This window comes from Thermodesulfovibrio thiophilus DSM 17215, assembly GCF_000423865.1.
Taxonomy (GTDB): Bacteria; Nitrospirota; Thermodesulfovibrionia; order Thermodesulfovibrionales; family Thermodesulfovibrionaceae; genus Thermodesulfovibrio; species Thermodesulfovibrio thiophilus.
The window spans coordinates 178,956-202,245 of sequence record NZ_AUIU01000012.1 but is presented as its reverse complement, the minus strand read 5'-3'; the positions used below and the strand labels follow the sequence as shown (position 1 = coordinate 202,245).

The 23,290-nt window shown below is 35.1% G+C and carries 20 protein-coding genes; 3 read left to right on the top strand and 17 right to left on the bottom strand.

Features of this window, described 5'->3' with window-relative positions; translation table 11 throughout:
• Position 1: 1 nt before the first annotated feature.
• The 4 genes from purL to ppsA form a co-directional block, all read right to left on the bottom strand.
• Positions 2-3,889, bottom strand: a complete 3,888-nt coding sequence (gene purL, locus G581_RS0103855) for a phosphoribosylformylglycinamidine synthase (protein WP_239639024.1) — start codon at positions 3,887-3,889, stop codon at positions 2-4.
• A gap of 23 nt (positions 3,890-3,912) precedes the next feature.
• Positions 3,913-4,311 carry a PaaI family thioesterase gene (locus tag G581_RS0103850; protein ID WP_028844689.1) on the bottom strand — a complete coding sequence of 133 codons (399 nt, stop codon included), beginning with the start codon at positions 4,309-4,311 and terminating at the stop codon, positions 3,913-3,915.
• The gene (rho, locus tag G581_RS0103845; protein ID WP_028844688.1) at positions 4,308-5,558 is read right to left on the bottom strand and encodes a transcription termination factor Rho; all 1,251 of its coding nucleotides are present in this window, start codon (positions 5,556-5,558) and stop codon (positions 4,308-4,310) included. The genes G581_RS0103850 and rho overlap by 4 nt, the downstream gene beginning before the upstream one ends.
• A gap of 168 nt (positions 5,559-5,726) precedes the next feature.
• Positions 5,727-8,144, bottom strand: a complete 2,418-nt coding sequence (ppsA, locus tag G581_RS0103840) for a phosphoenolpyruvate synthase (protein ID WP_038064945.1) — start codon at positions 8,142-8,144, stop codon at positions 5,727-5,729.
• 132 nt (positions 8,145-8,276) lie between these two features.
• Between ppsA and G581_RS0103835 the strand changes: the two genes are divergently transcribed.
• From G581_RS0103835 to G581_RS0103825, 3 genes are read left to right on the top strand one after another with little or no spacing between them, the layout of a single operon-like run.
• Positions 8,277-8,693, top strand: coding sequence for a DUF3842 family protein (locus G581_RS0103835; RefSeq protein ID WP_028844686.1), 417 nt, complete (start codon positions 8,277-8,279; stop codon positions 8,691-8,693).
• Positions 8,686-8,877, top strand: a complete 192-nt coding sequence (locus G581_RS0103830) for a CooT family nickel-binding protein (protein ID WP_028844685.1) — start codon at positions 8,686-8,688, stop codon at positions 8,875-8,877. Before G581_RS0103835 ends, G581_RS0103830 begins: the two co-directional genes overlap by 8 nt.
• 15 nt (positions 8,878-8,892) lie before the next feature.
• Complete coding sequence (locus tag G581_RS0103825) at positions 8,893-9,639, top strand: lipoate--protein ligase family protein (RefSeq protein ID WP_028844684.1); 747 nt, start codon at positions 8,893-8,895, stop codon at positions 9,637-9,639.
• Here the strand turns inward: G581_RS0103825 and G581_RS12155 are convergent.
• From G581_RS12155 to G581_RS0103760, 13 genes are read right to left on the bottom strand one after another with little or no spacing between them, the layout of a single operon-like run.
• The gene (locus G581_RS12155) at positions 9,533-10,522 is read right to left on the bottom strand and encodes a hypothetical protein (protein WP_083962599.1); all 990 of its coding nucleotides are present in this window, start codon (positions 10,520-10,522) and stop codon (positions 9,533-9,535) included. The two genes, G581_RS0103825 and G581_RS12155, sit on opposite strands and share 107 nt — an antisense overlap.
• Positions 10,523-10,527: 5 nt before the next feature.
• Positions 10,528-11,328 carry an LpxI family protein gene (locus G581_RS0103815; protein ID WP_028844682.1) on the bottom strand — a complete coding sequence of 267 codons (801 nt, stop codon included), beginning with the start codon at positions 11,326-11,328 and terminating at the stop codon, positions 10,528-10,530.
• Positions 11,319-12,095, bottom strand: coding sequence for an acyl-ACP--UDP-N-acetylglucosamine O-acyltransferase (gene lpxA, locus G581_RS0103810; protein ID WP_028844681.1), 777 nt, complete (start codon positions 12,093-12,095; stop codon positions 11,319-11,321). The genes G581_RS0103815 and lpxA overlap by 10 nt, the downstream gene beginning before the upstream one ends.
• A gap of 11 nt (positions 12,096-12,106) precedes the next feature.
• A complete protein-coding gene (gene fabZ, locus G581_RS0103805; protein WP_156875188.1) occupies positions 12,107-12,529 on the bottom strand; it encodes a 3-hydroxyacyl-ACP dehydratase FabZ in 423 nt (140 codons plus the stop codon).
• Entirely contained in the window at positions 12,522-13,544 is a 1,023-nt protein-coding gene (gene lpxD / locus G581_RS0103800; RefSeq protein ID WP_028844679.1) for a UDP-3-O-(3-hydroxymyristoyl)glucosamine N-acyltransferase, read from the bottom strand. The genes fabZ and lpxD overlap by 8 nt, the downstream gene beginning before the upstream one ends.
• A complete protein-coding gene (locus G581_RS0103795; RefSeq protein WP_028844678.1) occupies positions 13,541-14,077 on the bottom strand; it encodes an OmpH/Skp family outer membrane protein in 537 nt (178 codons plus the stop codon). Before G581_RS0103795 ends, lpxD begins: the two co-directional genes overlap by 4 nt.
• 26 nt (positions 14,078-14,103) lie before the next feature.
• A complete protein-coding gene (gene bamA / locus G581_RS0103790) occupies positions 14,104-16,386 on the bottom strand; it encodes an outer membrane protein assembly factor BamA (RefSeq protein ID WP_028844677.1) in 2,283 nt (760 codons plus the stop codon).
• A 34-nt stretch (positions 16,387-16,420) separates the two neighbouring features.
• Positions 16,421-17,812 carry a phosphomannomutase/phosphoglucomutase gene (locus tag G581_RS0103785; protein ID WP_239639023.1) on the bottom strand — a complete coding sequence of 464 codons (1,392 nt, stop codon included), beginning with the start codon at positions 17,810-17,812 and terminating at the stop codon, positions 16,421-16,423.
• The gene (locus tag G581_RS0103780) at positions 17,781-19,199 is read right to left on the bottom strand and encodes a mannose-1-phosphate guanylyltransferase/mannose-6-phosphate isomerase (protein WP_028844675.1); all 1,419 of its coding nucleotides are present in this window, start codon (positions 19,197-19,199) and stop codon (positions 17,781-17,783) included. Before G581_RS0103780 ends, G581_RS0103785 begins: the two co-directional genes overlap by 32 nt.
• A 12-nt stretch (positions 19,200-19,211) precedes the next feature.
• Positions 19,212-19,862 (bottom strand): riboflavin synthase, encoded by a 651-nt coding sequence (locus G581_RS0103775; RefSeq protein ID WP_028844674.1) that lies wholly within the window; start codon positions 19,860-19,862, stop codon positions 19,212-19,214.
• Positions 19,862-20,467 carry a signal peptidase I gene (gene lepB, locus G581_RS0103770; RefSeq protein WP_028844673.1) on the bottom strand — a complete coding sequence of 202 codons (606 nt, stop codon included), beginning with the start codon at positions 20,465-20,467 and terminating at the stop codon, positions 19,862-19,864. The genes G581_RS0103775 and lepB overlap by 1 nt, the downstream gene beginning before the upstream one ends.
• Before the next feature lie 9 nt (positions 20,468-20,476).
• Positions 20,477-22,258: a translation elongation factor 4 gene (lepA, locus tag G581_RS0103765; protein WP_028844672.1), complete on the bottom strand. Its 1,782-nt coding sequence runs from the start codon at positions 22,256-22,258 to the stop codon at positions 20,477-20,479.
• Complete coding sequence (locus G581_RS0103760; protein WP_156875195.1) at positions 22,258-23,181, bottom strand: ROK family protein; 924 nt, start codon at positions 23,179-23,181, stop codon at positions 22,258-22,260. The genes lepA and G581_RS0103760 overlap by 1 nt, the downstream gene beginning before the upstream one ends.
• Positions 23,182-23,290 lie beyond the last annotated feature (109 nt).

Genomic DNA, 23,290 nt, shown 5'->3' with positions numbered 1-23,290 from the left:
TTTAAAGAATACCATCACACCACTTACGGGCATTCTGAAAAAGCTTAAGCCATGGAGATGCTTTTAATTTTTTCCAGCTTTCAGGCAGCCATGGCCACTGCCATAGTAAAAATGACCTTTCTGGATGAGGCATCATTGCAAGGTGACGACCATCTTCTGTGCATAAAGCGGTTATTCCTGAAGGAGAACCATTTGGATTAAATGGATATGACTCAGTAATCTTTCCATCATCATCAATGTATCGTATTGGTGCAAGGTTTTTCTCTAGCACAGTTTTTAATATTTCTTGATCAGGGAAATATGCTCTTCCTTCTCCATGAGCTATCCATATTCCAAGTTGAGAGTTTTCCATATTTTTAAGCATAATTGATGGTGAAGGTAATATTTTAACACTGCTCCATCGAGATTCAAATCGTCCTGAATTATTCCTTATAAATCTAGGCTGTCTGGTCTCCGCAATTCCATACCATGGAATCCAGCCAAGAAGTGCCATTAGCTGGCATCCATTGCAGACTCCAAGACTGAATGTATCTTCCCTCATATAGAAATCTTCGAACTCCTTTTTTAAATGTGAAAACTTGATACATCCCGCCCATCCCTTTGCTGAATCAAGCACATCTGCAAAACTGAACCCACCAACAAATACAGCACCTTTAAACGCACTGAGAGAGATTTTTTTATCAATCAAATCCTGCATACATACATCCCATGGCTCAAATCCAGCAAGGTAAAATGCAGCAGCCATTTCTCTATCTCCATTGCTTCCTTCCTCACGAATTATTGCTACAGGCGGTTTAGCATTTTTTTTAAGCAAAATTGCAGGAGTTTTTTCTGGTGTGAAACTAAGTGTGTACTCAGGAGAAGTCCTTGCATAGATTACTGTTTTTTCTTCTTTTACACATTCAGGATTTGCCTGTAACATATCTATTCTATAGCTTGTCTCTTCCCAGATGTCTCTAAGACTGGTCATTGATTCTTCAAAAATTGTTTTATCTCTGTATTCAATAATAATTCTATCTTCATTTAAAGTTTTTGCGATTTCATAAAAAGGTATGTTGTTTACATCGAGGGCTTTTCTGACTTTTTTAATCTGTTTTAGATTCACTTCTATTGCAATACCCGGCTCTTCATTGAAAAGTTCAGGAATAAGCTCTTGTTCCCGAACTTCATTTTTCAGTTTTATATGAAGACCGCATGAACCGGAGAATGCCATCTCAAGCAGGGTTGTTATCAGCCCTCCGTCTGAACGGTCATGACCAGAAAGAATTAATTTTCTGTCAATTAATGTTTGGATGGTGTTAAAAGTCTGTTTTAAAAGTTCAGGATCTTCAAGATCAGGGGAAGCATCTCCATTTTGATTAAAGCATTGAGCCAATGCAGTTCCTCCAAGTCGTTTTTTGCCTCTTGAAAGGTCAATAAATAAAATTGCACTTTCTCCTGGATGTTTTATATCTGGAGTTACTACTTTGTGTATATCAGGACATGGAGCATATGCAGAAATTACAAGGCTTCCAGGAGATTTAACAATCTCGACTCCTTCTTGATTTTTTACTCTTGCAGCCATTGAAAGAGAATCTTTGCCGCCATCAATTGCTATACCAAGTTTTATCATTAATTCAGACATTGCCTCGGCTGCCTGATAAAGACGGACACCTTCGCCTGGAAGTTTTGCAGCCCACATCCAGTTAGCAGAGCATTTTATATCTTCAATATGAGATATTTTTACCCAGACTATATTTGTAAGAGCCTCTGCTACTGACAGCCTCGCCATTGCCATTGGATTAATGATGCCCTTTAATGGCTGTTCACCAATAGCATGGGCTATTCCGGTATTGCCAAAATAGCTCTGCGCAACAACACACACATCTGAGACAGTGAGTTGAACAGGACCTGCACACTGCTGTCTTACAATCAATCCTGTAACAGATCGATCCACTTTATTTGTTAAAAATCTTTTTGAGCCAACAGAAAGAAGTCTCAAAACTCTGTTTAGCGCATCTTTGATTGTTAAATTTTCTGGAATTTTTAATGGTTCAAGTTTTCTTTCAACTGTCTGAAGTCTGAACTCTTTTTTGGGGATTTCTCCAAGAACATCTTTAAGGTCAAACTTAACTGCAATTTGTCCATCCCTGCTATCATAAACAATCAGTTGTCCATCTCCTGTTACTTCACCAATTATTGACCAGGGAAGACGTTCTCTTTCACATATCGTTTCAAGTGTTTTCACGCTCTCTTTTTTTATCAATATTGCATCATTCTCCTGATACTCAGCACCCCATATTTCAAGAATTGAAAGAGTTTCATCTCCAACAATTACTTTTCTTATATCAATCTTTGCTCCTTCAGGATAGACAAGTTCTTTAACCACATTACAGTTTCCACCAGCACCCTGGTCATGGATACTTACTATAGGATTTTTATCGCCGAGCTCAACGCAGGCTCGAACCACTCTATTGAGTTTGTTTTCCATCTCAGCATCACCACGCTGCACAGCATTGAAATCAAGTTCTTCACTGAGTTCTCCGGAAACAACAGAGGAAGCTGCTCCACCTCCTATTCCAATTCTGTATGCAGGACCACCGATTTTTACCACATACATTCCTTGTTGAGGAGGATCCTTTTCAATATGAGTCGCATTTATCTGCCCAATTCCGCCTGTAAACATAATTGGTTTTATCCACTCAATTCTTTCTCCGTCTCTGAGTCTTAATCCAAAGGAGCGGGTAAAACCTGCAATTAATGGTTCACCGAATTTATTTCCATAGTCAGATGCACCGTTGCTTGCCTCAATCTCTATTTGAAGAGGTTTTGCAAGATTACCCGGGTATTTAAATGATTTATCTTCCCATGGCAGTTCATAATCCTGAATATGGAGATTGCCGACACAGTAAGCTGCTGTTCCTGCAACTGTTAAAGCACCTTTGCCTGTTGCATGAATATCACGAATTCTTCCACCAGTGCCGGTCTCAGCGCCTGGGAAAGGAGCTACACCTGTTGGGAAATTATGGGTTTCCGCTGTGAAAATCAGATGATAAAGCTCATTTTTTATTTTAAATCTGGATGATTTACCGGGTTTTAAAGGTTGCAAGTATTGAATTTTTGATCCATATATGGCACTTGAGTTATCTTTGAATGCGATTACAGAATTTCGAGGATTTTTCTTTAAAGGTTCTTTTACTATATCAAAAAGAGAGTATGGAGCAGGTTTTCCATCGATAAGAAGAATTCCTCTAAAAAACCAGTGTCTTGAATGTTCACTGTTTGACTGAGCAAGGTCAAAGCATTCAACATCTGTTGGGTTTCTCTTGAGTCGATCTCTGAAGAGTCTTAAATAAAAATCAATATCCCAGTTGTCCCACCCCAGTCCAAGTTCCTGATTTATTTTTTCCAGTGCTTTTCTGCCTTCTTCAATAACCGGAACGATTTTTAAAGGTTTTGCTGTTTGTCCGTGAGAAAAATCTTTAAGTGGTTCTGGATATGGACATTCAACCATTCTGTCATGAATCATATTAAGAAAAAGTTTTTGAGGAAAATTATCAATCACTGGAATTAATTTATATCTTCGAGAACGTTCTATTCTTTTAATTTTATTTAGCCCCACGCAGTTAAATATTGAAACCGCACAGGTTGACCATGCTGTTGAAAAATTAAGTCTGGGACCGACTTCAAAAATCATTCCATTGTCCTGAGAGAGAAAACTTTTCTGGGAAAAGGCTTCTTTCTCAAAAGTTTCAGCCAAAAGCCAGATTAGAATCTCCAGTTCAATGTTAGTTAATTTTTCTGTTGTCAAGATGTTGTAGCAGAACTCTGTTTCTATGTTTTTAATAGTTTCTGAAATCTCGGATTGAACCTTTTTTAAAAGTTCTTGCTTCTTATATTCAGAAAGCACGCCTTTTCTATAAAATCTCAGAATCACCGTGTTTTTTCCTTTATTATTAGTTTGCTTTCTGCTTCTGCAATTATGGAATTTTCAGAGTTTTTTATCCATGCTTTTGCTTCAATGAGCTTTGATTTTAATTGGGTTGCTTGAGCTTCTACAGTTATTGTTTCTCCTGGATAGGCTGGTTTTTTAAATCTTGTTTTTAATTCTGCTGTAACAGTGTTGTATCCAAGAGAGTTTGCAGCATACACACAGGCTTCATCAAGTAAAGCTGAGATAATTCCTCCGTGAACTATTCCACTGTAACCCTGATACTCTTTGTCAAGAACAATTACTGCTTGAGATCTGCCATTGCCATGAATGAATACAGCTTTTAAACCCTTTGGATTTTGTTTACCACAGACAAAACAGTAATCATCAGTTTTAATCATTTGTTCATCATCTCAAGAAATTCTTTATTGGACTTTGTTCCCTTGAGTTTGCTTAGCAAAAATTCCATTGCCTCAATCGGGCTGAGAGTGCTTAGAACTTTTCTTAAAATCCAGACTTTGTTTAAAACATCCGGAGGCACAAGAAGTTCTTCCTTTCTGGTACCGGAAGAACCAATATCAATACTGGGGAAAATTCTCTTATCAGCAAGTTTTCTGTCTAAATGGACTTCCATGTTTCCAGTACCCTTAAACTCCTCGAAAATTACATCATCCATTCTACTTCCAGTCTCTACAAGGGCAGTTGCAATAATGGTGAGAGAACCGCCTTCTTCGATATTTCTTGCACTACCGAAAAATCTTTTTGGTCTCTGTAATGCTGTTGCTTCCAATCCACCGGAAAGCACTTTGCCGGAAGCAGGTGTCATTGCATTATATGCCCTGGCGAGCCTCGTTAAACTGTCAAGTAGTATTACAACATCGTTACCTTCTTCCACCAGTCTTTTTGCCCTCTCAATAACCATTTCTGAAACCTGACAGTGTCTTTGAGCAGGTTCATCAAATGTTGAACTTATTATTTCAGCTCCTGTAACTTGTCTGCGCCAGTCTGTAACTTCTTCTGGTCTTTCATCGATTAGTAGAACTATCAGATATATTTCAGAATGATTCTTTTTTATAGCTTTTGCTATTGACTGAAGTAACATTGTTTTTCCTGTTCTTGGAGCAGCAACAATCAAACCTCTCTGCCCTTTTCCAACAGGAATGAGCAAGTCAATAACTCTTGTTGAATAATCTGAAGGGTTATATTCAAGATTGATTTTTTCAGTGGGATAATAGGGAGTTAGATTATCAAAAAGAGGCCTTATTATACTTTCTTCAACTGGTTTTTCATTGATTGTTTCTACCTTGAGGAGTGCAAAATATCTCTCATTTTCTTTTGGAGGTCTGATTTGACCTGTGATGAGATCTCCTGTTCTCAGACTGAATTTTCTTATCTGTGAAGGCGAGACATAAATGTCATCAGGACTTGGAAGATAGCTGTAATCAGGGCTTCTCAGAAATCCAAATCCTTCTGGAAGAATTTCAAGAACACCTGCCCCATAAACAGTCCCGATTTTTTCGATCTGACTTTGAAGGATTGAGAAAATGAGCTCCTGTTTTTTCATGGATGTTGCGTTTTCAATGTTCAAAGAAGTTGCCATATCCATTAGTTCAGGAATCTTTTTCTGCTTTAGCTCTGAAATAGAAATAGGAATAGTGTTGTTTTCCATTATTTTACCTCAATTATGGATTTTAAAGGATTTTTTCACTTTTTTAAATAATTAACCCTGCAGGAGGGCAACCATTGATAAATTAAGCTTACAAAATTTCAGAATTTTTGTCAATACTTTATTTACACTTTTAATCTATTACAATATTCAGTAGCCCAATTCCTTTTCTTTTTCTGCAACAAGAAGTCTTGTTTTAAGCACTGTGTCTGGAGACAGGCTTATAGAGTTTATTCCACATTCAACCAGAAATTCAGCAAACTCTGGAAAATCACTAGGTGCTTGACCACAGATTCCAATCTTTTTGCCGTATTTTTTTGCCACTTCAATTACATGTTTTACAAGTCTTTTTATAGCTTCGTTCCTTTCATTATAAATATGGGACACCAATTCACTGTCTCTATCAAGACCCAGTGTGAGCTGTGTTAAATCATTTGAACCAATTGAAAATCCATCAAAGATTTTTGCAAACTCTTCAGCTAAAATTACATTGCTTGGTATTTCACACATTACATATATATCAAGTCCATCATGACCCTGTTTAAGTCCATATTTTTCCATCACTTCAATAACTTTTTTACCCTCTTCAACTGTTCTACAGAAAGGAACCATAACTTTCACGTTTTTCAGTCCCATCTCATCTCTGACTTTTTTAATGGCAATACATTCAAGAGCAAACGCTGGCTCAAACTTCGGGTCATAGTATCTGCTGGCTCCCCGCCATCCAAGCATTGGATTGGATTCAACAGGTTCATATAGAATACCACCAATAAGATTTGCATATTCATTTGTTTTAAAATCTGAAAATCTAACAATCACATCATTTGGATAGAATGCTGCACCAATCATAGCCGTACCTTGTGCTAATTTATCAACATAAAAATCTGGTTTATGCTCATACATTGGTGTTTTTAGATCAATTTCTTTAACTATTTTAGCAATTTTGTGATCATGCTGAGACTGTTCTTTTAATTTTAAATATTCAATTAACGCCAGAGGATGAACTCCTATGTGAGAACTTATTATGAATTCGATTCTTGCAAGTCCCACTCCATCATTTGGAATTTGTCCCTGTGCAAATGACTGTTCAGGGATTCCCACATTCATCATGATTTTTGTCTTTGTCTCTGGTAGTGTTGTTAAATCGATTTTTTTGACTTCAAATGGAATGAGTCCGTCCAGAACATAGCCTTCTTCTCCTTTTGAGCAATCAACTGTGATTTCCTGTTCAGGCTTTATTATTTCTGTGGCATTTCCAGCTCCTACTATGCATGGAATTCCAAGCTCACGGGATACTATCGCAGCATGACATGTTCTTCCACCACGGTTTGTCACAATTGCACTTGCAATTTTCATAATTGGCTCCCAGTCAGGATCTGTCATGTCAGTAACAAGAACCTGTCCTGGTTTAAAAAGATTGATCTCTGAAGGGTTTCTTATTAGACATGCATTGCCCTGTCCGATTTTGCTTCCAACAGCCAATCCAGTACACAAAACATTTGCACTGCTTTTAAGCTCGTAAATTTCATAATAGTTTTGTCTTTTCAAGGAATGCACAGTTTCAGGTCTTGCCTGAACAATGAAAAGCTTACCGCTACCTGTGGTTACACCATCACCGTCCTTTGCCCATTCAATATCCATTGGTTTTCCATAATGATTTTCTATCATCACTGCCCATTTAGCAAGTGTTAATATTTCATCATCATTTAAAATAAATTTCTGTCTTTCCTCTGAAGATGTTTTGACACCACGTGTTGGTTTTGAAGGATCATCGCTGTAAATTAGCCTTTGCTGTTTAGCACCGAGTTTTTTTGAAATAATAGCTCTGTACCCTTCTTTTAAAGTTGGTTTAAAAACATAAAATTCATCGGGATTTACCACACCCTTGACAACGTATTCACCGAGTCCCCATGAGCCTGTTATGTATACAACATCCTTAAAGCCTGTTTCTGTATCAATGGTGAATATTACTCCTGCAGAAGCTTTGTCTGAACGAATCATTTTTTGAACAGCTGCAGAAAGATAGACTGAAAAGTGATTAAAGCCTTTATCTATTCTGTAAGATATTGCTCTGTCTGTAAAAAGGGAAGCAAAGCATTTTTTTACTGCCTGAATAACATTTTGAGCTCCCTGAATATTTAAATATGTCTCCTGCTGTCCTGCAAAAGATGCATCAGGGAGGTCTTCAGCGGTTGCTGATGAACGAACTGCCACATCAACATTCTTTCCATACTTTTTCTCCATTTCTGAGTAGGCTTCAATAATGGCATTTTGAAGATCTTCGGGCATTTTACCTGAAAGAATTAAGTTTCTTATTTTTTTTCCTCTTTTTTTCAGCTCCTCTACATTTGATTTGTCAAGATCTGAAAGAATTTTCTTTATTGGTTCATTGAGATTATTTACGTTTATGAAGTATTTATATGCGTCTGCTGTTACAGCAAATCCATCCGGGATATTTATTCCCTTCGAAGAGATGTTTCTTATCATCTCTCCAAGTGATGCGTTTTTCCCTCCAACGAGGGGAATATCTTTCATGCTTATTTGATTTAACCACAAGATTAAAGACATTTTTACCTCCAATCTTTTTTATAAGTATATCAAAAATTTTTATTCATGACAACCGCAAATTAAAGCTGGAATTGTTTGGTGAGACCTTCATAAGTTTGACATTTATTTTCTGAAGTTTGTAGTATTATCAATATGTTAAAAGTCGCGGTAATTGATGGTCAGGGTGGAGGGATAGGTAGTTATATTATAAAATCTTTAAGAGAAGCTTTTGGCGATAAGATAGAAATTCTAGCACTTGGAACTAACGCTGCAGCTACAGCCAATATGATGAAATGTAAGGCAAATAAAGGGGCTTCCGGACCGAATGCAATTGTATGGAATGTTCAGAGAGTTGACCTGATTATAGGTTCTTTGAGTATTCTTGTGGCTAATGGAATGATTGGAGAGTTGACTTCAAAAATGGCAGAGGCAGTAGGAAGCAGTCCTGCACGAAAAATTTTATTACCTGTTAATCAGGAAGGAATCGATGTTATAGGTTGTATTAAAGAACCTCTTCCACATCTTGTGGAAAAACTGATCCTTCATATAAAGGAGGAGTTCAATGTGTGAAGCAAATGCATATATTATCAAAAACGGTGAAGAAGAGATTTATCTGGAATCTGTTGATATAATTCGGCCTGAAGGAGAAGAGATATATCTCAGAAACATATTTGGAGAGCAGAAGGTTTTTAAAGGCAAAATCAAAGAAATGTCCTTACTGAATCATAAAATTATTCTTCAAGAGGACAAATAAGAATTTAAAAGATTAATGCTTATTCGGTTTATTGAGTTTGAGAACTATGACCCACGTCTAAACATGGCTATTGATGAAGCAATAAGTATTTTTGTGCGCAAAGGCGAGCTTTTACCGACTTTCAGATTTTATGGATGGAATAAACGGGCAATAACAATTGGAGAGTTTCAGAATCTGGAAGAAATCAATCAGAATTTTTGCATTCTTCATGATATTCCGGTTATAAGAAGACCTACAGGAGGCAAGGGGATTTTACACAATGAGGATGTGACTTATAGTTTTTCCTGTAGAAGAGAAGAAAGATTCAGAGGAAATCTCTTTCAAGCTTATGAAATCTTAAGCCGTATATTTGCAAAAGCTTTTTATTTAACAGGTATTGATGTAGAGATTATCAGAGAGAAAAGAAATTTCAATAGAAGTTCTGTTTGTTTTGCTCGCTCATCTTTTGGAGAAATATGTTTTAAAAATATAAAAATTATAGGCTCAGCTCAAAAAAGATGGACTGATGGTTTCTTACAACAGGGTACCATTCCTCTCACTGTAGACAGAGAATTGTTGAGCAAAGTTTTTTTATGCAATTCAGAAGACCTTAACAATATAGCAGGAATAAAGGAATTGTTTGGTGAGTTTAATATTGAAATTTTTCAGGAAAATATTAAGAGAGTTCTGAAGGAGGAGGGTTTTGAAGTTGTTGTTGATTGTCTTCAGAAGAAAGAACTGGTTCTTGCTGAGAAGCTTCTACAGAAAAAGCAACCTGCCTGATGTAATAGGACAGAAAAGCCGCAAATACAACCATACTGATATAAACATGAGCCAGTTGAATGATAAATTGATAAACCGCCACCAGAAAAGTTCCTATATTGGGAATTATTGCCAGTAATGAGCTGAATGACAGAATAATACCACCAGTTAAAATATAGATTATAAACAGCAATGTTGCTTTTCCAATACATTGAGGATAGGTAATAATAAATTTCAAATTTTCTTTGATAGAGTCCTTCACTGTAAAATTTTTTATAAACAAGCCATAAAATCCAAAAAGTGTATAGGTAATCCATAGAATGAATGTGGTGATACCTGCTAACAGAATGCATAAATAAATAAAAACACTGAAAAATACTGAGATAGCGTGGCTGTAATGATTCAAAAACATTACTATTTTTGAACTTATTTCGCTTATAAATCCAAATAAAACAGTTAAAAGAATAAATACCAAAGCAGAGAACAAAGCGAAAAAGGCAACCTTCCAGAAGAATTTTTTACCATATTTATTGAAATCCTTGAAATTAAATATGATTCCTTTTTGTAAATATTGACACATTATGCCAATTGTACCCGAAAAAATATAAATCCATAAACTGATGATAAATATAACATAAACAAAAAGGCAAAACATGAAAATAATGGCAAAAATTAAAAACTTTTTTATGAGATTTATAGAAGATAAAAATATTTCAATAAAACTACCTTTCAGGATATCTGTCATATCAATCCCGAATACTACAAAAAGAATTCCAAGGGGAATGCTCAGTATTAAAAACAAACCAAAGAATGTGAAAAATAAAAATAAGAAATGAATAAACAGTAACTGATAGTTTTTATGAACTGTCTTTAAAGCATCATTTATACAGGTAAAAAGATTCACAGTTTTTATAGACCCACCACACTTATATTCATTTCATTAGCTTTTTCAATAACTTTTTCTTTATCTATCAGAATGGTTTTTCCAGCTTCTAGCGCTAAAATTTTAGCAGTTGCCTTTCCCATATTTATTATTGTATCCATTCCAGCAGCAGGAGGGTCAAGTCTTAAACTCTGTTGAGGTTTGCTGACCTTTACCACAACAGTGTTTTTTACAAATCTTCCAGCTCTTAAAATTGTTTCATCTGTTCCTTCTATTCCCTCTACAGCAATCACGGATCTTTCCTTGACCACCACAGTCTGTCCGATATCAAGCTGTCCGATTTTTTTTGCTATTTTAAATCCATATTCTATATCTTTCCATTCATCTTTAGCAGGTTTTTTTTGTGTTAGAATGCCATGCGGAGTTAGAAGCTCAGGGCAGAATTCAGACATATCAACAATTTTTATTCCTTCCTTTAAAAGTTCTCTCTCAACAATTTTAAGTAACTCATTATCTCCTCTGAGTTTGGCTGAAAAAATAATTTTTAGTGCTCTGATATCAGGTTTGATTTTTTCTCTTTCAAAAATCATCTTCTTGGGTACTTTGCCTGTGAGAATTACGTTTTTTATATTGTTAGTTTTTAAAAAATCTATAATTTTTCCGGCTTTGCCGATATTGATCCATTGAATTATATCACTGTATCTTGTGAGCTCTTCATTGGCGAGTTCCTTTAACGCAAGCACAACAACTGTGTAACCTTTTTTTTTAAGTGCATTGCTAATTATAAGAGGAATAATGCCGGAACCGGCAATGACTCCTATCTGCATATTCCTCTTTTATTCACCTCTATAAAATCTAATAAATGTTTAATTTCTGGAATGGGAGGGAGAGTCTTTTTGATTTTATTAATTGCTTCTTTCAAAGTTAGTTTATCCCTGAAAAGTATTTTATAAGCCTTTTTAAGAATATTGATTGTTTCATCGCTGAATCCTCTTCTTTTGAGTCCTACAGAGTTAAGTCCATAGAGTTTTGCTCTTGGACCTGAAGCCATTGTAAAAGGAGGAATATCCTGTCCTATTCCACTGAATCCTCCTATCATAGCATATGCACCTATTCTTGTAAATTGATGCACAGCTACTAATCCACCAATAAACACACAGTCTTCAACTAAAACATGCCCTGCCAGTGTTGCGAGATTTGCTATAATTACTGAATTACCTATATTGCAGTCATGGGCGATATGAACATAAGCCATTATAAAATTATTGTCTCCAACCACAGTCCAACCCTCACCTGAAACAGAAGCCCTGTGGATTGTAGTATATTCTCTGATGATATTGTTGTTGCCAATTTTGACTCCTGTGGGTTCTCCGTTGTATTTTGTATCCTGCGGTGGAAAGCCAATTATAGTGAATGGGAATATTTTACAGTTCTGTCCTATTTCTGTTTTACCTTCAATCTGAATGTGACTTACAAGTTCTGTTCCTTTGCTTATTTTGACATGATCTCCTATTATGCAGTAAGGACCGATCATTATATTCTCATCAAGTTCTGCTTTTGGGCTGATAATTGCAGTTTTGTGTATGTTTTTCATTAAATCTTACCTCACTGTGTAACCATTGCTGTGAATTCAGCTTCTGTTGTTAAGGTATCATTAACTTTTGCTGTTCCTGAAAACTTCCATACTCCACCACGTCTGTGCATAACATTAACTTCAAATCTGATCTGGTCCCCTGGGGTAATTGGTTTGCGAAATTTAACCTTTTCGATGCTTAAAAATAAAACTCCTGTTCCCTCAATTCCTGATTTAAAGGCTAAAATTCCAGCTACCTGAGCCATTGCTTCAATAATTAAAACTCCTGGCATAACAGGATTTCCTGGAAAGTGCCCCTGAAAAAATGGTTCATTCATGGTAACATTTTTTATGCCTACTGCTTTTTTATCAGGAATTAGCTCTAAAACTCTGTCAACTAAAAGAAATGGATATCTATGAGGAAGAATATTCATTATTTCTTTAATATCAATCATTTCTATCCTCCAGTTTTTTTACTTTTTCTTCAAGTTCTTTTATTTTTTTATAAAGCTCAGGAAGTTTCTGAAAAATTGCATTTGCTCGAAGCCATTCTCTATGAGGCATTATGGGAGAACCAGAAAAAATACCTCTAGGAACCTTGCCTGGCATAACTCCTGATTGAGCTGTAATGATTGTTTCCGCCTCAATTTCTACATGGTCTGAAATGCCCACCTGTCCAGTAAGAATACATCCATCTCCAACTGAAGAACTTCCAGCAATACCAACCTGTGATACAATTATCACATTCTGTCCAATTTTTACATTATGTGCAATTTGAACGAGATTATCAATTTTTGTGCCCTTACCTATAATTGTATTTCCAGTAGTTGCTCTGTCTATTGTTACACATGCACCTATCTCCACATCATCCTCAATAATAACTCCTCCTATTTGAGGAATCTTAACATGTTTACCTTCATGAAAAATATATCCAAATCCATCCGAGCCAATAACACTTCCAGCATGAATTGTTACCCTGTTTCCGATTTTTACTCCTTCTCTTATTGTTACATCTGAATAAATCATGCAGTTTGAACCTATAAAACTTCCTTTCCCAATAAAACTAAAAGGATAAATTACAGTATTATCCTGTATTATCGCATCGTCATCAATATAAACAAATGGATAAATAGTGACATTTTCCCCAATTTTTGCTGTTGAAGCCAGCAATGCTTTTTCACTGATTCCCTTGTATGGATGTGGTTTTACATAAAAGAGTTCAAGAACTTTAGCAAAAGAAAGTTGAGGATTTTCAACGATTATTTGCGGTTTGTCCAGTTCTTTTATTTTTTCTTTTGCTATAAAAGCTGATGCTTTTGATTTTTTAGCAACTTCAATATATTTTGAACCTGTTATGTAAGTAATATCACCTTCTTGAGAATCCTGAGCTCCCTTTGCACCTGAGATCTCAATGTCTGTGTTTCCTTCAAGTTTTCCATTGAGAATTCTGGCTATCTCAGAAAGTTTCATTTTTTACCTTTCGGTTGCTGAGTTTTCTGATTAAAAATAGCGATAATTTTGTCTGTAATCTCAACTTCTGGAGTCGTATAGAGAATTATCTGTTCAGCTTTTTCAATGATTAGATTATAACCCTCTTTCTGAGCAAATTCATTAATTAGCTGTCTTATTTCTTTAAGCATGCTCTGAGTAATTTCATTTTGTTTTTTCTGAAGTTCTACCTGATAATCTGTTGCTGTTCTCTGAAAGTCTCTGCTTAGACGTTCAATCTCTTCTTCTTTTGATTTTCTAATATCCTCGCTGAGAACTGCTCGTTTCTTCTCAAGCTCCTCTTTAAGGGACTGGATTTTATTTTGCTTATCAGAAAGAGCTTTTTGTTTTTGCTCCAGCATTACTTGAAGATCATTTACAGCTTTTTTGCCTTCTTCAGATTCATTTAAAATCTTGTACAAGTCAACAACTCCTATTTTTACCTCAGCATGAGTAAGTGAAACATAAGACATGACAAAAATTAAAGCACATACGACAGATACAATGATTTTCATTTGTTCCTCCTGATTTTATTAAAGTTTTAGAAAAATGAACCAAATCCGAATTCAATTTTGGATCCGGATTCTCCTTTCTTTTTATTAAGATTTACTCCATAGTCTATTTTAACTGGACCAAATGGAGAAATCCATCTGATACCTACTCCAGATGTATATTTTATATCAGCATCTTCTGACTCTCCAAGTTTCAATATTCCGTTATTCCATCCTTTACCAGTATCAACAAATACAAGTCCTTTAAGTTTCATCTCGCTTACCAGTGGAAAAAGGTATTCAACATTAAATACCATCATTTTTTTTGCTCCAATAGGGTCATCATCGCTGTCTTTTGGCCCAGCCTCACCATAATCCAGTCCTCTTATTGTATCAGGTCCACCAACGTAGAATCTCTGATAAAGTGGATATTTTTTATCGAACATCATTGCAGACATTCCCAATCTTCCTCTTAAATGCAGAGTTGACTCCTCAAAGACCGGTAAATACCAACCAAAATCTAGCAGACTCTTCCAGAAAGCTGTATTTCCTCCAAGTCCTGCCATTGTTACACTTAGCGAATGTTTTCTACCTGTTGTAGTATCAATTATACTGTCTCTTGTATCATTTGTAACGTCAAAAGTAATCGAACTTGTAATAAGGTTTCCTTCCATGTCTTCTATTATTGAATCAGCATCGTCATCAATATCTGTAACATGGGATCTTTCAATATCATAAGTTATTGATGTAGACCAGTCTTCTCCATATCTCTTGCCGAATGTAATAGCAAGTCCTAATGCATTTCTTGTATAGTTTTCATATTCTCTGTTGTCTCTGTAAGCACTTACACCAAAAAGAAGAGGTTTGTCCAGAAACCAGGGATCTCTAAAAATTAGAGTAGAGTAATTGCTCTGTCCACCGAGCTCTCCTCTTAAGGTTAAAATATAACCTTTTCCGAATAAATTTGTCTGTGTTATATCAGCCATTCCAATAACATTATCAATAGAGCTGTATCCACCTCCTAATGTTAAAAATCCTGTTTCCTTTTCTTTAACATTCACATCCAAGTCAACTATTTTTTTATCAGGATCAGGTTTCTGGTTTATGTCAACTGTTTCAAAATATTGAAGGTCTTCAAGTCTTTTTTTGCTTTTCTGTATTTTTGAAGCAGAGTATTCTTCCCCTTCATCGACTCTGACTTCTCTTCTTATTACTTTATCAACTGTTTTTGTATTTCCTGAGATATTTATTCTTCCAATTGTGAATTTATTACCTGGCTGGATATTATAAATTACATTTGCTGTTAATTTTTCTTCATTTGGCATAATATCTGGAGATACTGATACAAGTGCATGGCCTTTATCTGAATAAAATGATGTTATGGATTCAATATCCTTACGCATTGTTGATTTGCTAAAAATTTCACCCGGTTTAAGCTTGATAAGTTTTTTAAGTTCTGCCTCTTCTTTCTGATCTTTGTATCCAGTAATTTTTACTGAAGATACTTTATATTGAGGTCCCTCAGAAATTGGAATTGTTAATGTCATCCACTTTTTATCCTCAGAAAATTCAATTTTTGGTTCTCCAACAGAAACCTTGAGAAATCCATTGTCATAGTAAAGATTTTTTATTTTTTCTAAATCCTGCAGCATTTCATATTTTTTATAAAAGCCACTTCCTGTTATGAAAGAGTAAAATTTTCTTTCAGATGTTGACATGGCTTTTTTAATTTTACTTGCGGATAGGGCTTTATTACCTACAAATTTTATTGCTTTTATTTTAACTCTGTTATTTTCTTCTATCACATAAGTTAGCTCAACTTCTTCATCATTTTTTCGCTTTAATACGGGAACAATTTTAGCAAAATAATAGCCCTCTGATTCATAAAAGGCTTTAAGTTTTAAAGCATTGTCATTAATAAGAGTTACATCTGCAATTGCACCGGCAGTAATGGTTACAATTTCCTTGAGTTTATCTTCATTATATTCTTTATTACCTTCGAAACTTACTTTAACAATTGTTGGTTTTTCTTTAACTGTATAGATTACTTTTACTCCACCTTCAAAAGGTTCAATATCAACTTTTACATCTTCAAAATAATCCATTTTATAGATAGATTTTATATCTTCAGAAATTTTTTCTCTGGAAATAACTTCTCCAAGTTTAATAGAAATTCTATTTTTTACAGCTCCCTCTTCAATTCTTTTAAGTCCTTTTATCTGAATACCTGTAATTAAAGGAAGTTCCTGTTGGTTTTCTTCTGCAAAGGATTGAAGTGAAAATAATAGAAGAGTTAAAGAGAGTAAAATCGGAGCAACTTTGAATTTTTTCACAAAGAACCTCTTGTTAACAAAGTTTTTAAGTATATCATAAAATTTTAGAAATTTGAAATACTTCAAAAAGCTTTTGATGAACAAGATCTTTAATATTTTCAAGGTCATCTTCTGTTTCAGCTTCAAATCTTATAACCAGTGCAGGTTGAGTATTGGAAGCCCTTATTAAAGCCCATCCATTTGGAAAATTTATTCTTGCTCCATCTATAAAATTGCATTCAAATTCTTTAAAATATTCCTTGATTTTTTCCACAATCATGAATTTTTGTTCATCATGGCAGTCGATTCTTATTTCAGGAGTGCTGTACACTTTTTTTAAATCTTTAAAAAATTTTTTTAATCCAAATGGTTCGCCTGATTTTTTTAATATTTCAACAAGTCTCAAAGATGCGTAGATGGCATCATCATATCCAAAATATCTATCATTAAAAAATATATGCCCGCTCATCTCACCTGCAAGTAGGGCTTTTTCTTCTCTTATTTTTCTCTTTATAAGAGAATGCCCTGTTTTCCACATAATTGCTACACCGCCCATTTTTTGGATTTCTTCATACATTAAATTTGAGCATTTTACTTCTCCAATTATTTTTGCTCCGGTATTTTCCTTTAAGATATCTCTTGCAAATATAATCATAAGCCTATCACCCCATACCACATCTCCTGCTTCATCAATTACTCCTATGCGGTCTGCATCACCATCAAAACCAATCCCTAGATGTGCTTTTTCTTTTAAAACCGTTTCTCTTAAATCTATGATATTACCAGGAACAATGGGATCAGGATGATGATTTGGAAATCTACCATCAGGTTCACTGTAGAGTTCTATCACTTCTGCGCCGAGTTTTTTTAGAATAACAGGCGCAACAATACCTGCTGTGCCATTTCCAGAATCCAGAACGACCTTTATTCCTTTGAAAGATAAAAATTGATTTAACATATATTCAATGTAGTCATTCATTATATTGTATTGTTCTACTTGACCTGTTACAGGAGAGCTAATGAAATCCTCTTTTTCAATAATCTGTTTTAATGATTTTATCTTTTCTCCATGAATAGTATCCTTACCGATGCTCAGTTTAAATCCATTGAATTCAGGCGGATTATGACTTCCTGTTACCATTATTCCACCATCAAGAGAAAGTCTGAAAAGGGAAAAATACTGAAGTGGTGTTGGACAAAGCCCTATATCCACAACATTCACTCCGCATTCTGTAATTCCTCGCATTAATGCCTGTTTCAGGCATTCAGATGAAAGCCTTGCATCCATTCCAATTGAGATTTTTTCAGGTTTTCTTTTGAGTTCCCTGCATGCTAAAGAGACAAAGGCTTTCCCAATTAAACAGGAAATCTCTTCTGTGAGGTCTTTTCCATAAATACCTCTTATGTCATACTCTCTAAAGATTCTCTCTTCCATATATATCGTCAATTCTTTTTATATCATCTTCCTCTACATATTCTCCTACCTGAACTTCTATTATCTCTAATGGTATTTTACCTGGATTTTCAAGTCTGTGAAGAGTACTTTTGGGCACATACACTGACTCATTTTCGTGAACAAATATTTCTCCATCACCAATCTTTACCTTTGCGGTTCCCTTTACAACAACCCAGTGTTCAGAGCGATGATGATGCATCTGCATGGATAACATTTCTCCAGGTTTTACTGTAAGTCTCTTTATTTTATATCTTAATCCCTCTTCAAGAAGAGTATAGCTTCCCCATGGTCTATAAACTGTGAGATGATCTTTAACCTGAGGCATTGCTTTATCAGAGAGAATTTTTACAATATCTTTAACTTTCTGACATTCACCTTTTCTGGCAATAAGCAGAGCATCTTCTGTTTCAACAACTATTACATCCTCAAGACCCAGTGTTGTGATTAATCGTTTAGTGCCAACAATGAGACTTCCCGTTGTATTTATATTTATTGATCTGGCTGTTATTGCGTTACCATGTTCATCTTTATCAAGGATATCATAAAGACTTTCCCATGAACCTATATCAGACCATAATACATCAAGCTCAACTAAAGCTGATTTATCTGTTTTTTCCATAATGGCGTAATCAATGGATATATCCTCAAGATTTTGAAAATTTTTCAGTACATCTTCATATGATTTTTCAAAAAATTCACCTAATTGAGTAGTATATCTTTTGAAGTCTTCAATTATTGTGTCAGCTCTGAAGGCGAATATACCGGAGTTCCAGAAATAATTTCCTGACTGAACATATCTTTTTGCTGTTTCAATATCCGGTTTTTCAACAAATTTTTCGACTTTATAAAATGGTTCTATTTTTGAAATTGTTTTGACTTTTATATAGCCATAGCCTGTTTCAGGGCAGGATGGTTTTATCCCAAATGTTACGATATATCCTTTTTGAGCAACTTCTTTAGAAGCTTTTATGTATTCAATAAATCTTTCATCTGGTTTAATTAGATGATCTGATGGACATACAAAGAAGACTTCCTCTGGAGAAACTCCTTTTTCTAGTGCATATTTTATGGCAAGGGCAATTGCAGGTGCTGTATTTTTTGATGCTGGTTCAAAAACAAGCTCTATTTCAGGTTTATTTTTCAGTTTATCTGATATTTCTTCTATTTGATTGATTACATAAAATTTATATTTTTCATTTGTTATGACAAAAATATGCACTTCAGGATAAAGACAGAGTCTTTTCAATGTGTTCTGAAAAAAACTTTCATTTTCGTGGTTAGTTGAAGTTGGAAGTTTTAAAAACTGCTTTGGAAAGTTTTGTCTTGAAAGAGGCCATAGCCTTGTTCCTGAACCACCAGCAAGAACTATAAATTTCATTGTTCCTCCTGCTTAAATAAATCCATAATTTTTCAGTTTTTCTATAAACCTATCTTCCTTATCTCTTGGTGCTTGATTTGCAAATTTCTCTACATATTTGGCAATTATATCAGATTCAAGGTTAACTGAGCTTCCAATTTTTTTTGCTCCTATTGTTGTTGTATTTGCAGTATGAGGAATTATAACTACTGTAAAGGAATCTGAAAAAAGGTCAACAATTGTAAGGCTGACTCCATCTACAGCAATTGAACCTTTTTTTATACAGTATCTGAGGATGTCTTCAGGAGCGTTAATTTCTATTTTTAAATCATTTCCGATGCTTTCAATTTTTTTTATTCTGCCAACTCCTTCAACATGACCGCTTACAAGATGTCCACCAAGTGGAGTATTAAGTGTGAGAGCTGGTTCAAGGTTAACAGGATCATCTTTTTTTAGCATGCCAAGTGTTGTTTTATCCAGTGTTTCATGGGATACATCAAAAGAAAAGATACTTTTTGATTTATCTATCTCAGAAACAGTAAGACAGGCTCCATTAACAGAAATGCTATCACCAGGATTTGAACGGGGTACAACTTTTTTTGAAAATATTTTTATTCTTGCTCCTTGAGCAAATTTCTGAATTTCATAAACCATTCCAACTTCAACAATAATTCCCGTAAACATTACTTTATAAGTTTACCAATTCTTTGAAGTCTTGGCTTGTTGTTATCATTGTCCCATGACCAGTATATGATAAGCGCTTTACCCTTTACAGCCTTCAAATCAACAAAGCCCCAGAATCTACTGTCGTAGCTCTGGTCTCTGTTATCTCCCATTACAAAGAGCTTTCCTTCAGGTACTTTTACAGGTCCAAAATTATCTCTTGGGTCAAGATCTCTTGGGTGAATGCTGGGATCAGTATGTCTGACATATGGTTCTTTAATCTCAATCCCATTAACAAAAATTTTTTTGTTTTTCCCCTCCACAGTATCTCCACCGACTCCTATAACCCTTTTTATAAAATCTCTACTTGGATCTTCAGGATATTTAAAAACTATTATGTCTCCTCTTTCAGGTTTGTCCAGAACTAAAAATTTTTTCTCTGAAAGCGGAGGTGTTACTCCATAAATAAATTTATTTACAAGAAGATGATCACCTATTAATAGAGTTGGAATCATTGATCCGGAAGGTATTTTAAATGCCTGAACAATATATGCTCTTATAAACAGAGCGATTAATATAGCGATACCGATACTTTTTATGTATTCAAGAATTTTTTTGCCTGTCATTTTCTCTCCTTACTCAACTTTTAAAACTGAAAGAAATGCTTCCTGAGGTATTTCAACCCGTCCTATCTGCTTCATTCTTTTTTTACCTTCCTTCTGTTTTTCAAGCAATTTTCTCTTTCTTGTTACATCGCCTCCATAACATTTTGCAAGAACATTTTTTTTCAATGGAGCAATGCTTTCCCTTGCTATAATTTTGCCACCAATAGCTGCCTGAATGGCAACTTCGAAAAGCTGTCTTGGAATAACTTCTCTTAATTTCTGAGCTATTGCACGACCTTTATAGTAAGCTTTGTCTTTATGAACAATAACTGACAGAGCGTCCACCTGTTCCCCATTAATAAGAATATCAAGCTTTACAAGATCAGAAGGTCGATATCCACTGAACTCATAATCCATTGATGCATATCCTCTGGAAAGTGATTTTAGTTTATCGTAAAAATCCCAGAGAATTTCATTCAAAGGCATTTCATAAACAAGAAGAATTCTGTCTTTTGTTATGTATGAGAATTCTTTTTGAATTCCTCTTCGTTCCTGGCAGAGTTTGAGAATTTCTCCCACAAATTCTTCTGGAACGATTATTGAAACTTTCATAAAGGGTTCTTCAATTCTTTCAAAGAGTTTTGGCATTTTGCTCGGGCTATCAATCAGATATTCTTCATTCTTATCGACAACTTTATATCTTACAGTGGGTGCGGTGCTTATAAGGGAAAGATTGAATTCTCTTTCCAGACGTTCTTTAATGATTTCCATATGAAGTAATCCCAAAAAACCGCACCTAAAACCAAAACCAAGAGCTGCTGAGGTTTCCGGTTCAAAAAAGAATGACGAGTCATTAAGTCTGAGTTTCTCCAGACTGAGTTTTAGCTCTTCATACTGATGAGTTTCTGTTGGATAGAGTCCACAGAATACCATTGGTTTAACTTCTCTGAAGCCTGGCAGTGGTTGCTTTGCAGGATTGCCTGCATCAGTAATTGTATCTCCTATTTTTGTATCAGCAATATTCTTTATTCCAGCTATGATAAATCCAACTTCTCCTGCTGTGAGCTTTTCAATATCCTTAGGAAGTGGAGTGAGAATACCGAGTCTCTGAACCTCATACTCCTTTTGAGTTGCAAAGAATTTTATCCTCATTCCCTGCTTGATTATTCCATCAAAAACTCGCACAAGAACAATAACCCCGAGATAGTTGTCAAACCATGAATCAAATATCATAGCCCGAAGCGGTGCTTCAGGATCACCTTTTGGCGGAGGTATTTTTTTTACAACTGCTTCCAGAATCTCTCTTGCACCAGTTCCTTCCTTTGCAGAAGCCGGTATCGCTTCCTTAGAACTTATTCCCAGAATATCTTCTATTTGTTTTTTAACCTTTTCAGGATCAGCTTGAGGAAGGTCTATTTTATTTATTACAGGAATTATTTCATGGTTGTGTTCTATTGCAAGATAAGCATTTGCAACAGTTTGAGCCTCTACTCCTTGTGTTGCATCAACCACAAGAAGACTGCCTTCACAGCATGCAAGAGATCGTGATACTTCATAGGAAAAGTCCACATGACCTGGTGTGTCAATAAGATTCAGAATATATGTTTGACCATCCTGACTTTTGTAGTGTAATCTTACAGCATGAGCTTTAATTGTAATGCCTCTTTCTCTTTCAAGGTCCATAGAATCAAGAATCTGCCCCATTTTGCCACCTAAATTAACAGCACCAGTAATTTCAAGAAGTCTATCAGCAAGAGTTGATTTACCATGATCTATATGAGCAATGATTGAAAAATTTCTTATTTTTTGCATCAAAGTTTTATCTCATCCTGATTTCTCAGAATTGCAACAGCACCTAATATCCCGCCTTTATCAACCAGTGATGATTGAACTATATCAGTATTTTCAGCAAGCCCTTTCATTGCTCTTTTTTTAGCTTCCTGAATTGCTGTTTCAAGATAAATGTTAACAGCATTGGAAAGCCCTCCTGTTAATATGATTTTTTCAGGACCGAAAATGTTTATTAAATTTGCCATTCCTGTTCCTAAAGCTTTTCCTGCTTCCTTAAGAACACTTCTGCACAGAGGGTCGCCTTCCATTGCCATTTTATATATGTCTTCTGATGTTAGTTTATAAAAATTGCCTCCGTAGAGTTCTTTAATGGAAAGTTCCTTGCTGTTTTCAATGTTCCATATTAAACTATCTTTTATAGCTCTTGCTGAAGCGTATATTTCAAAACATCCTGCATTACCACAACTACATGATTTTCCATGATAATCAATGCTTATATGTCCAACTTCCATTGGAAACGGGGCAATTTCTCCATTAAACCACAATCCTCCTCCAATTCCTGTTCCAAGAGTAAGCATAATAAATCTGTTACAGTTTTTGCCTTCTCCAAATAAAGCTTCGGCAACTGTTGCTACTGTTGCATCATTTTCTATTTTTAGATTTAAATGGTATCTGTTTACCAATTCTTTATGTAAGGGGAAATTGTTAAAAAAGGGTATATTGGCAGCTTTAATAACATTACCATCTGTATCCACCAGGCCAGCTATGCCAATACCAATTCCTTCAATATTATATTCATTTAAAATGTTATTTATTTCCTGTAAGATTAAGTCAAAAGGATTATTACCGGTTGGACATTTAGATATTTTAATGATTTCCCAGTCTGTGGATATTACTCCAATTTTAATATTAGTGCCACCTATATCGATTCCAATGTAAGGCATAAGTAATATTATATCATACATATTTAGAATTACTAGCTTCAATAGTTCACCGGTCAATTTCAGGAGTAGAAATTTTAGATAAAATTTTTTTATAATTTGATTTTCTGAA

What these genes read in the sequence shown, in the direction of transcription:
- G581_RS0103850 (WP_028844689.1), bottom strand. Translation starts at nt 4,311, where the DNA reads ATGATTAAAACTGATGATTACTGTTTTGTCTGTGGTAAACAAAATCCA.
- ppsA (WP_038064945.1), bottom strand. Translation starts at nt 8,144, where the DNA reads ATGTCTTTAATCTTGTGGTTAAATCAAATAAGCATGAAAGATATTCCC.
- G581_RS0103835 (WP_028844686.1), top strand. Translation starts at nt 8,277, where the DNA reads ATGTTAAAAGTCGCGGTAATTGATGGTCAGGGTGGAGGGATAGGTAGT.
- G581_RS0103830 (WP_028844685.1), top strand. Translation starts at nt 8,686, where the DNA reads ATGTGTGAAGCAAATGCATATATTATCAAAAACGGTGAAGAAGAGATT.
- G581_RS0103825 (WP_028844684.1), top strand. Translation starts at nt 8,893, where the DNA reads ATGCTTATTCGGTTTATTGAGTTTGAGAACTATGACCCACGTCTAAAC.
- G581_RS0103815 (WP_028844682.1), bottom strand. Translation starts at nt 11,328, where the DNA reads ATGCAGATAGGAGTCATTGCCGGTTCCGGCATTATTCCTCTTATAATT.
- lpxA (WP_028844681.1), bottom strand. Translation starts at nt 12,095, where the DNA reads ATGAAAAACATACACAAAACTGCAATTATCAGCCCAAAAGCAGAACTT.
- fabZ (WP_156875188.1), bottom strand. Translation starts at nt 12,529, where the DNA reads ATGATTGATATTAAAGAAATAATGAATATTCTTCCTCATAGATATCCA.
- lpxD (WP_028844679.1), bottom strand. Translation starts at nt 13,544, where the DNA reads ATGAAACTTTCTGAGATAGCCAGAATTCTCAATGGAAAACTTGAAGGA.
- G581_RS0103795 (WP_028844678.1), bottom strand. Translation starts at nt 14,077, where the DNA reads ATGAAAATCATTGTATCTGTCGTATGTGCTTTAATTTTTGTCATGTCT.
- G581_RS0103780 (WP_028844675.1), bottom strand. Translation starts at nt 19,199, where the DNA reads ATGAAATTTATAGTTCTTGCTGGTGGTTCAGGAACAAGGCTATGGCCT.
- G581_RS0103775 (WP_028844674.1), bottom strand. Translation starts at nt 19,862, where the DNA reads ATGTTTACGGGAATTATTGTTGAAGTTGGAATGGTTTATGAAATTCAG.
- lepB (WP_028844673.1), bottom strand. Translation starts at nt 20,467, where the DNA reads ATGACAGGCAAAAAAATTCTTGAATACATAAAAAGTATCGGTATCGCT.
- lepA (WP_028844672.1), bottom strand. Translation starts at nt 22,258, where the DNA reads ATGCAAAAAATAAGAAATTTTTCAATCATTGCTCATATAGATCATGGT.
- G581_RS0103760 (WP_156875195.1), bottom strand. Translation starts at nt 23,181, where the DNA reads ATGCCTTACATTGGAATCGATATAGGTGGCACTAATATTAAAATTGGA.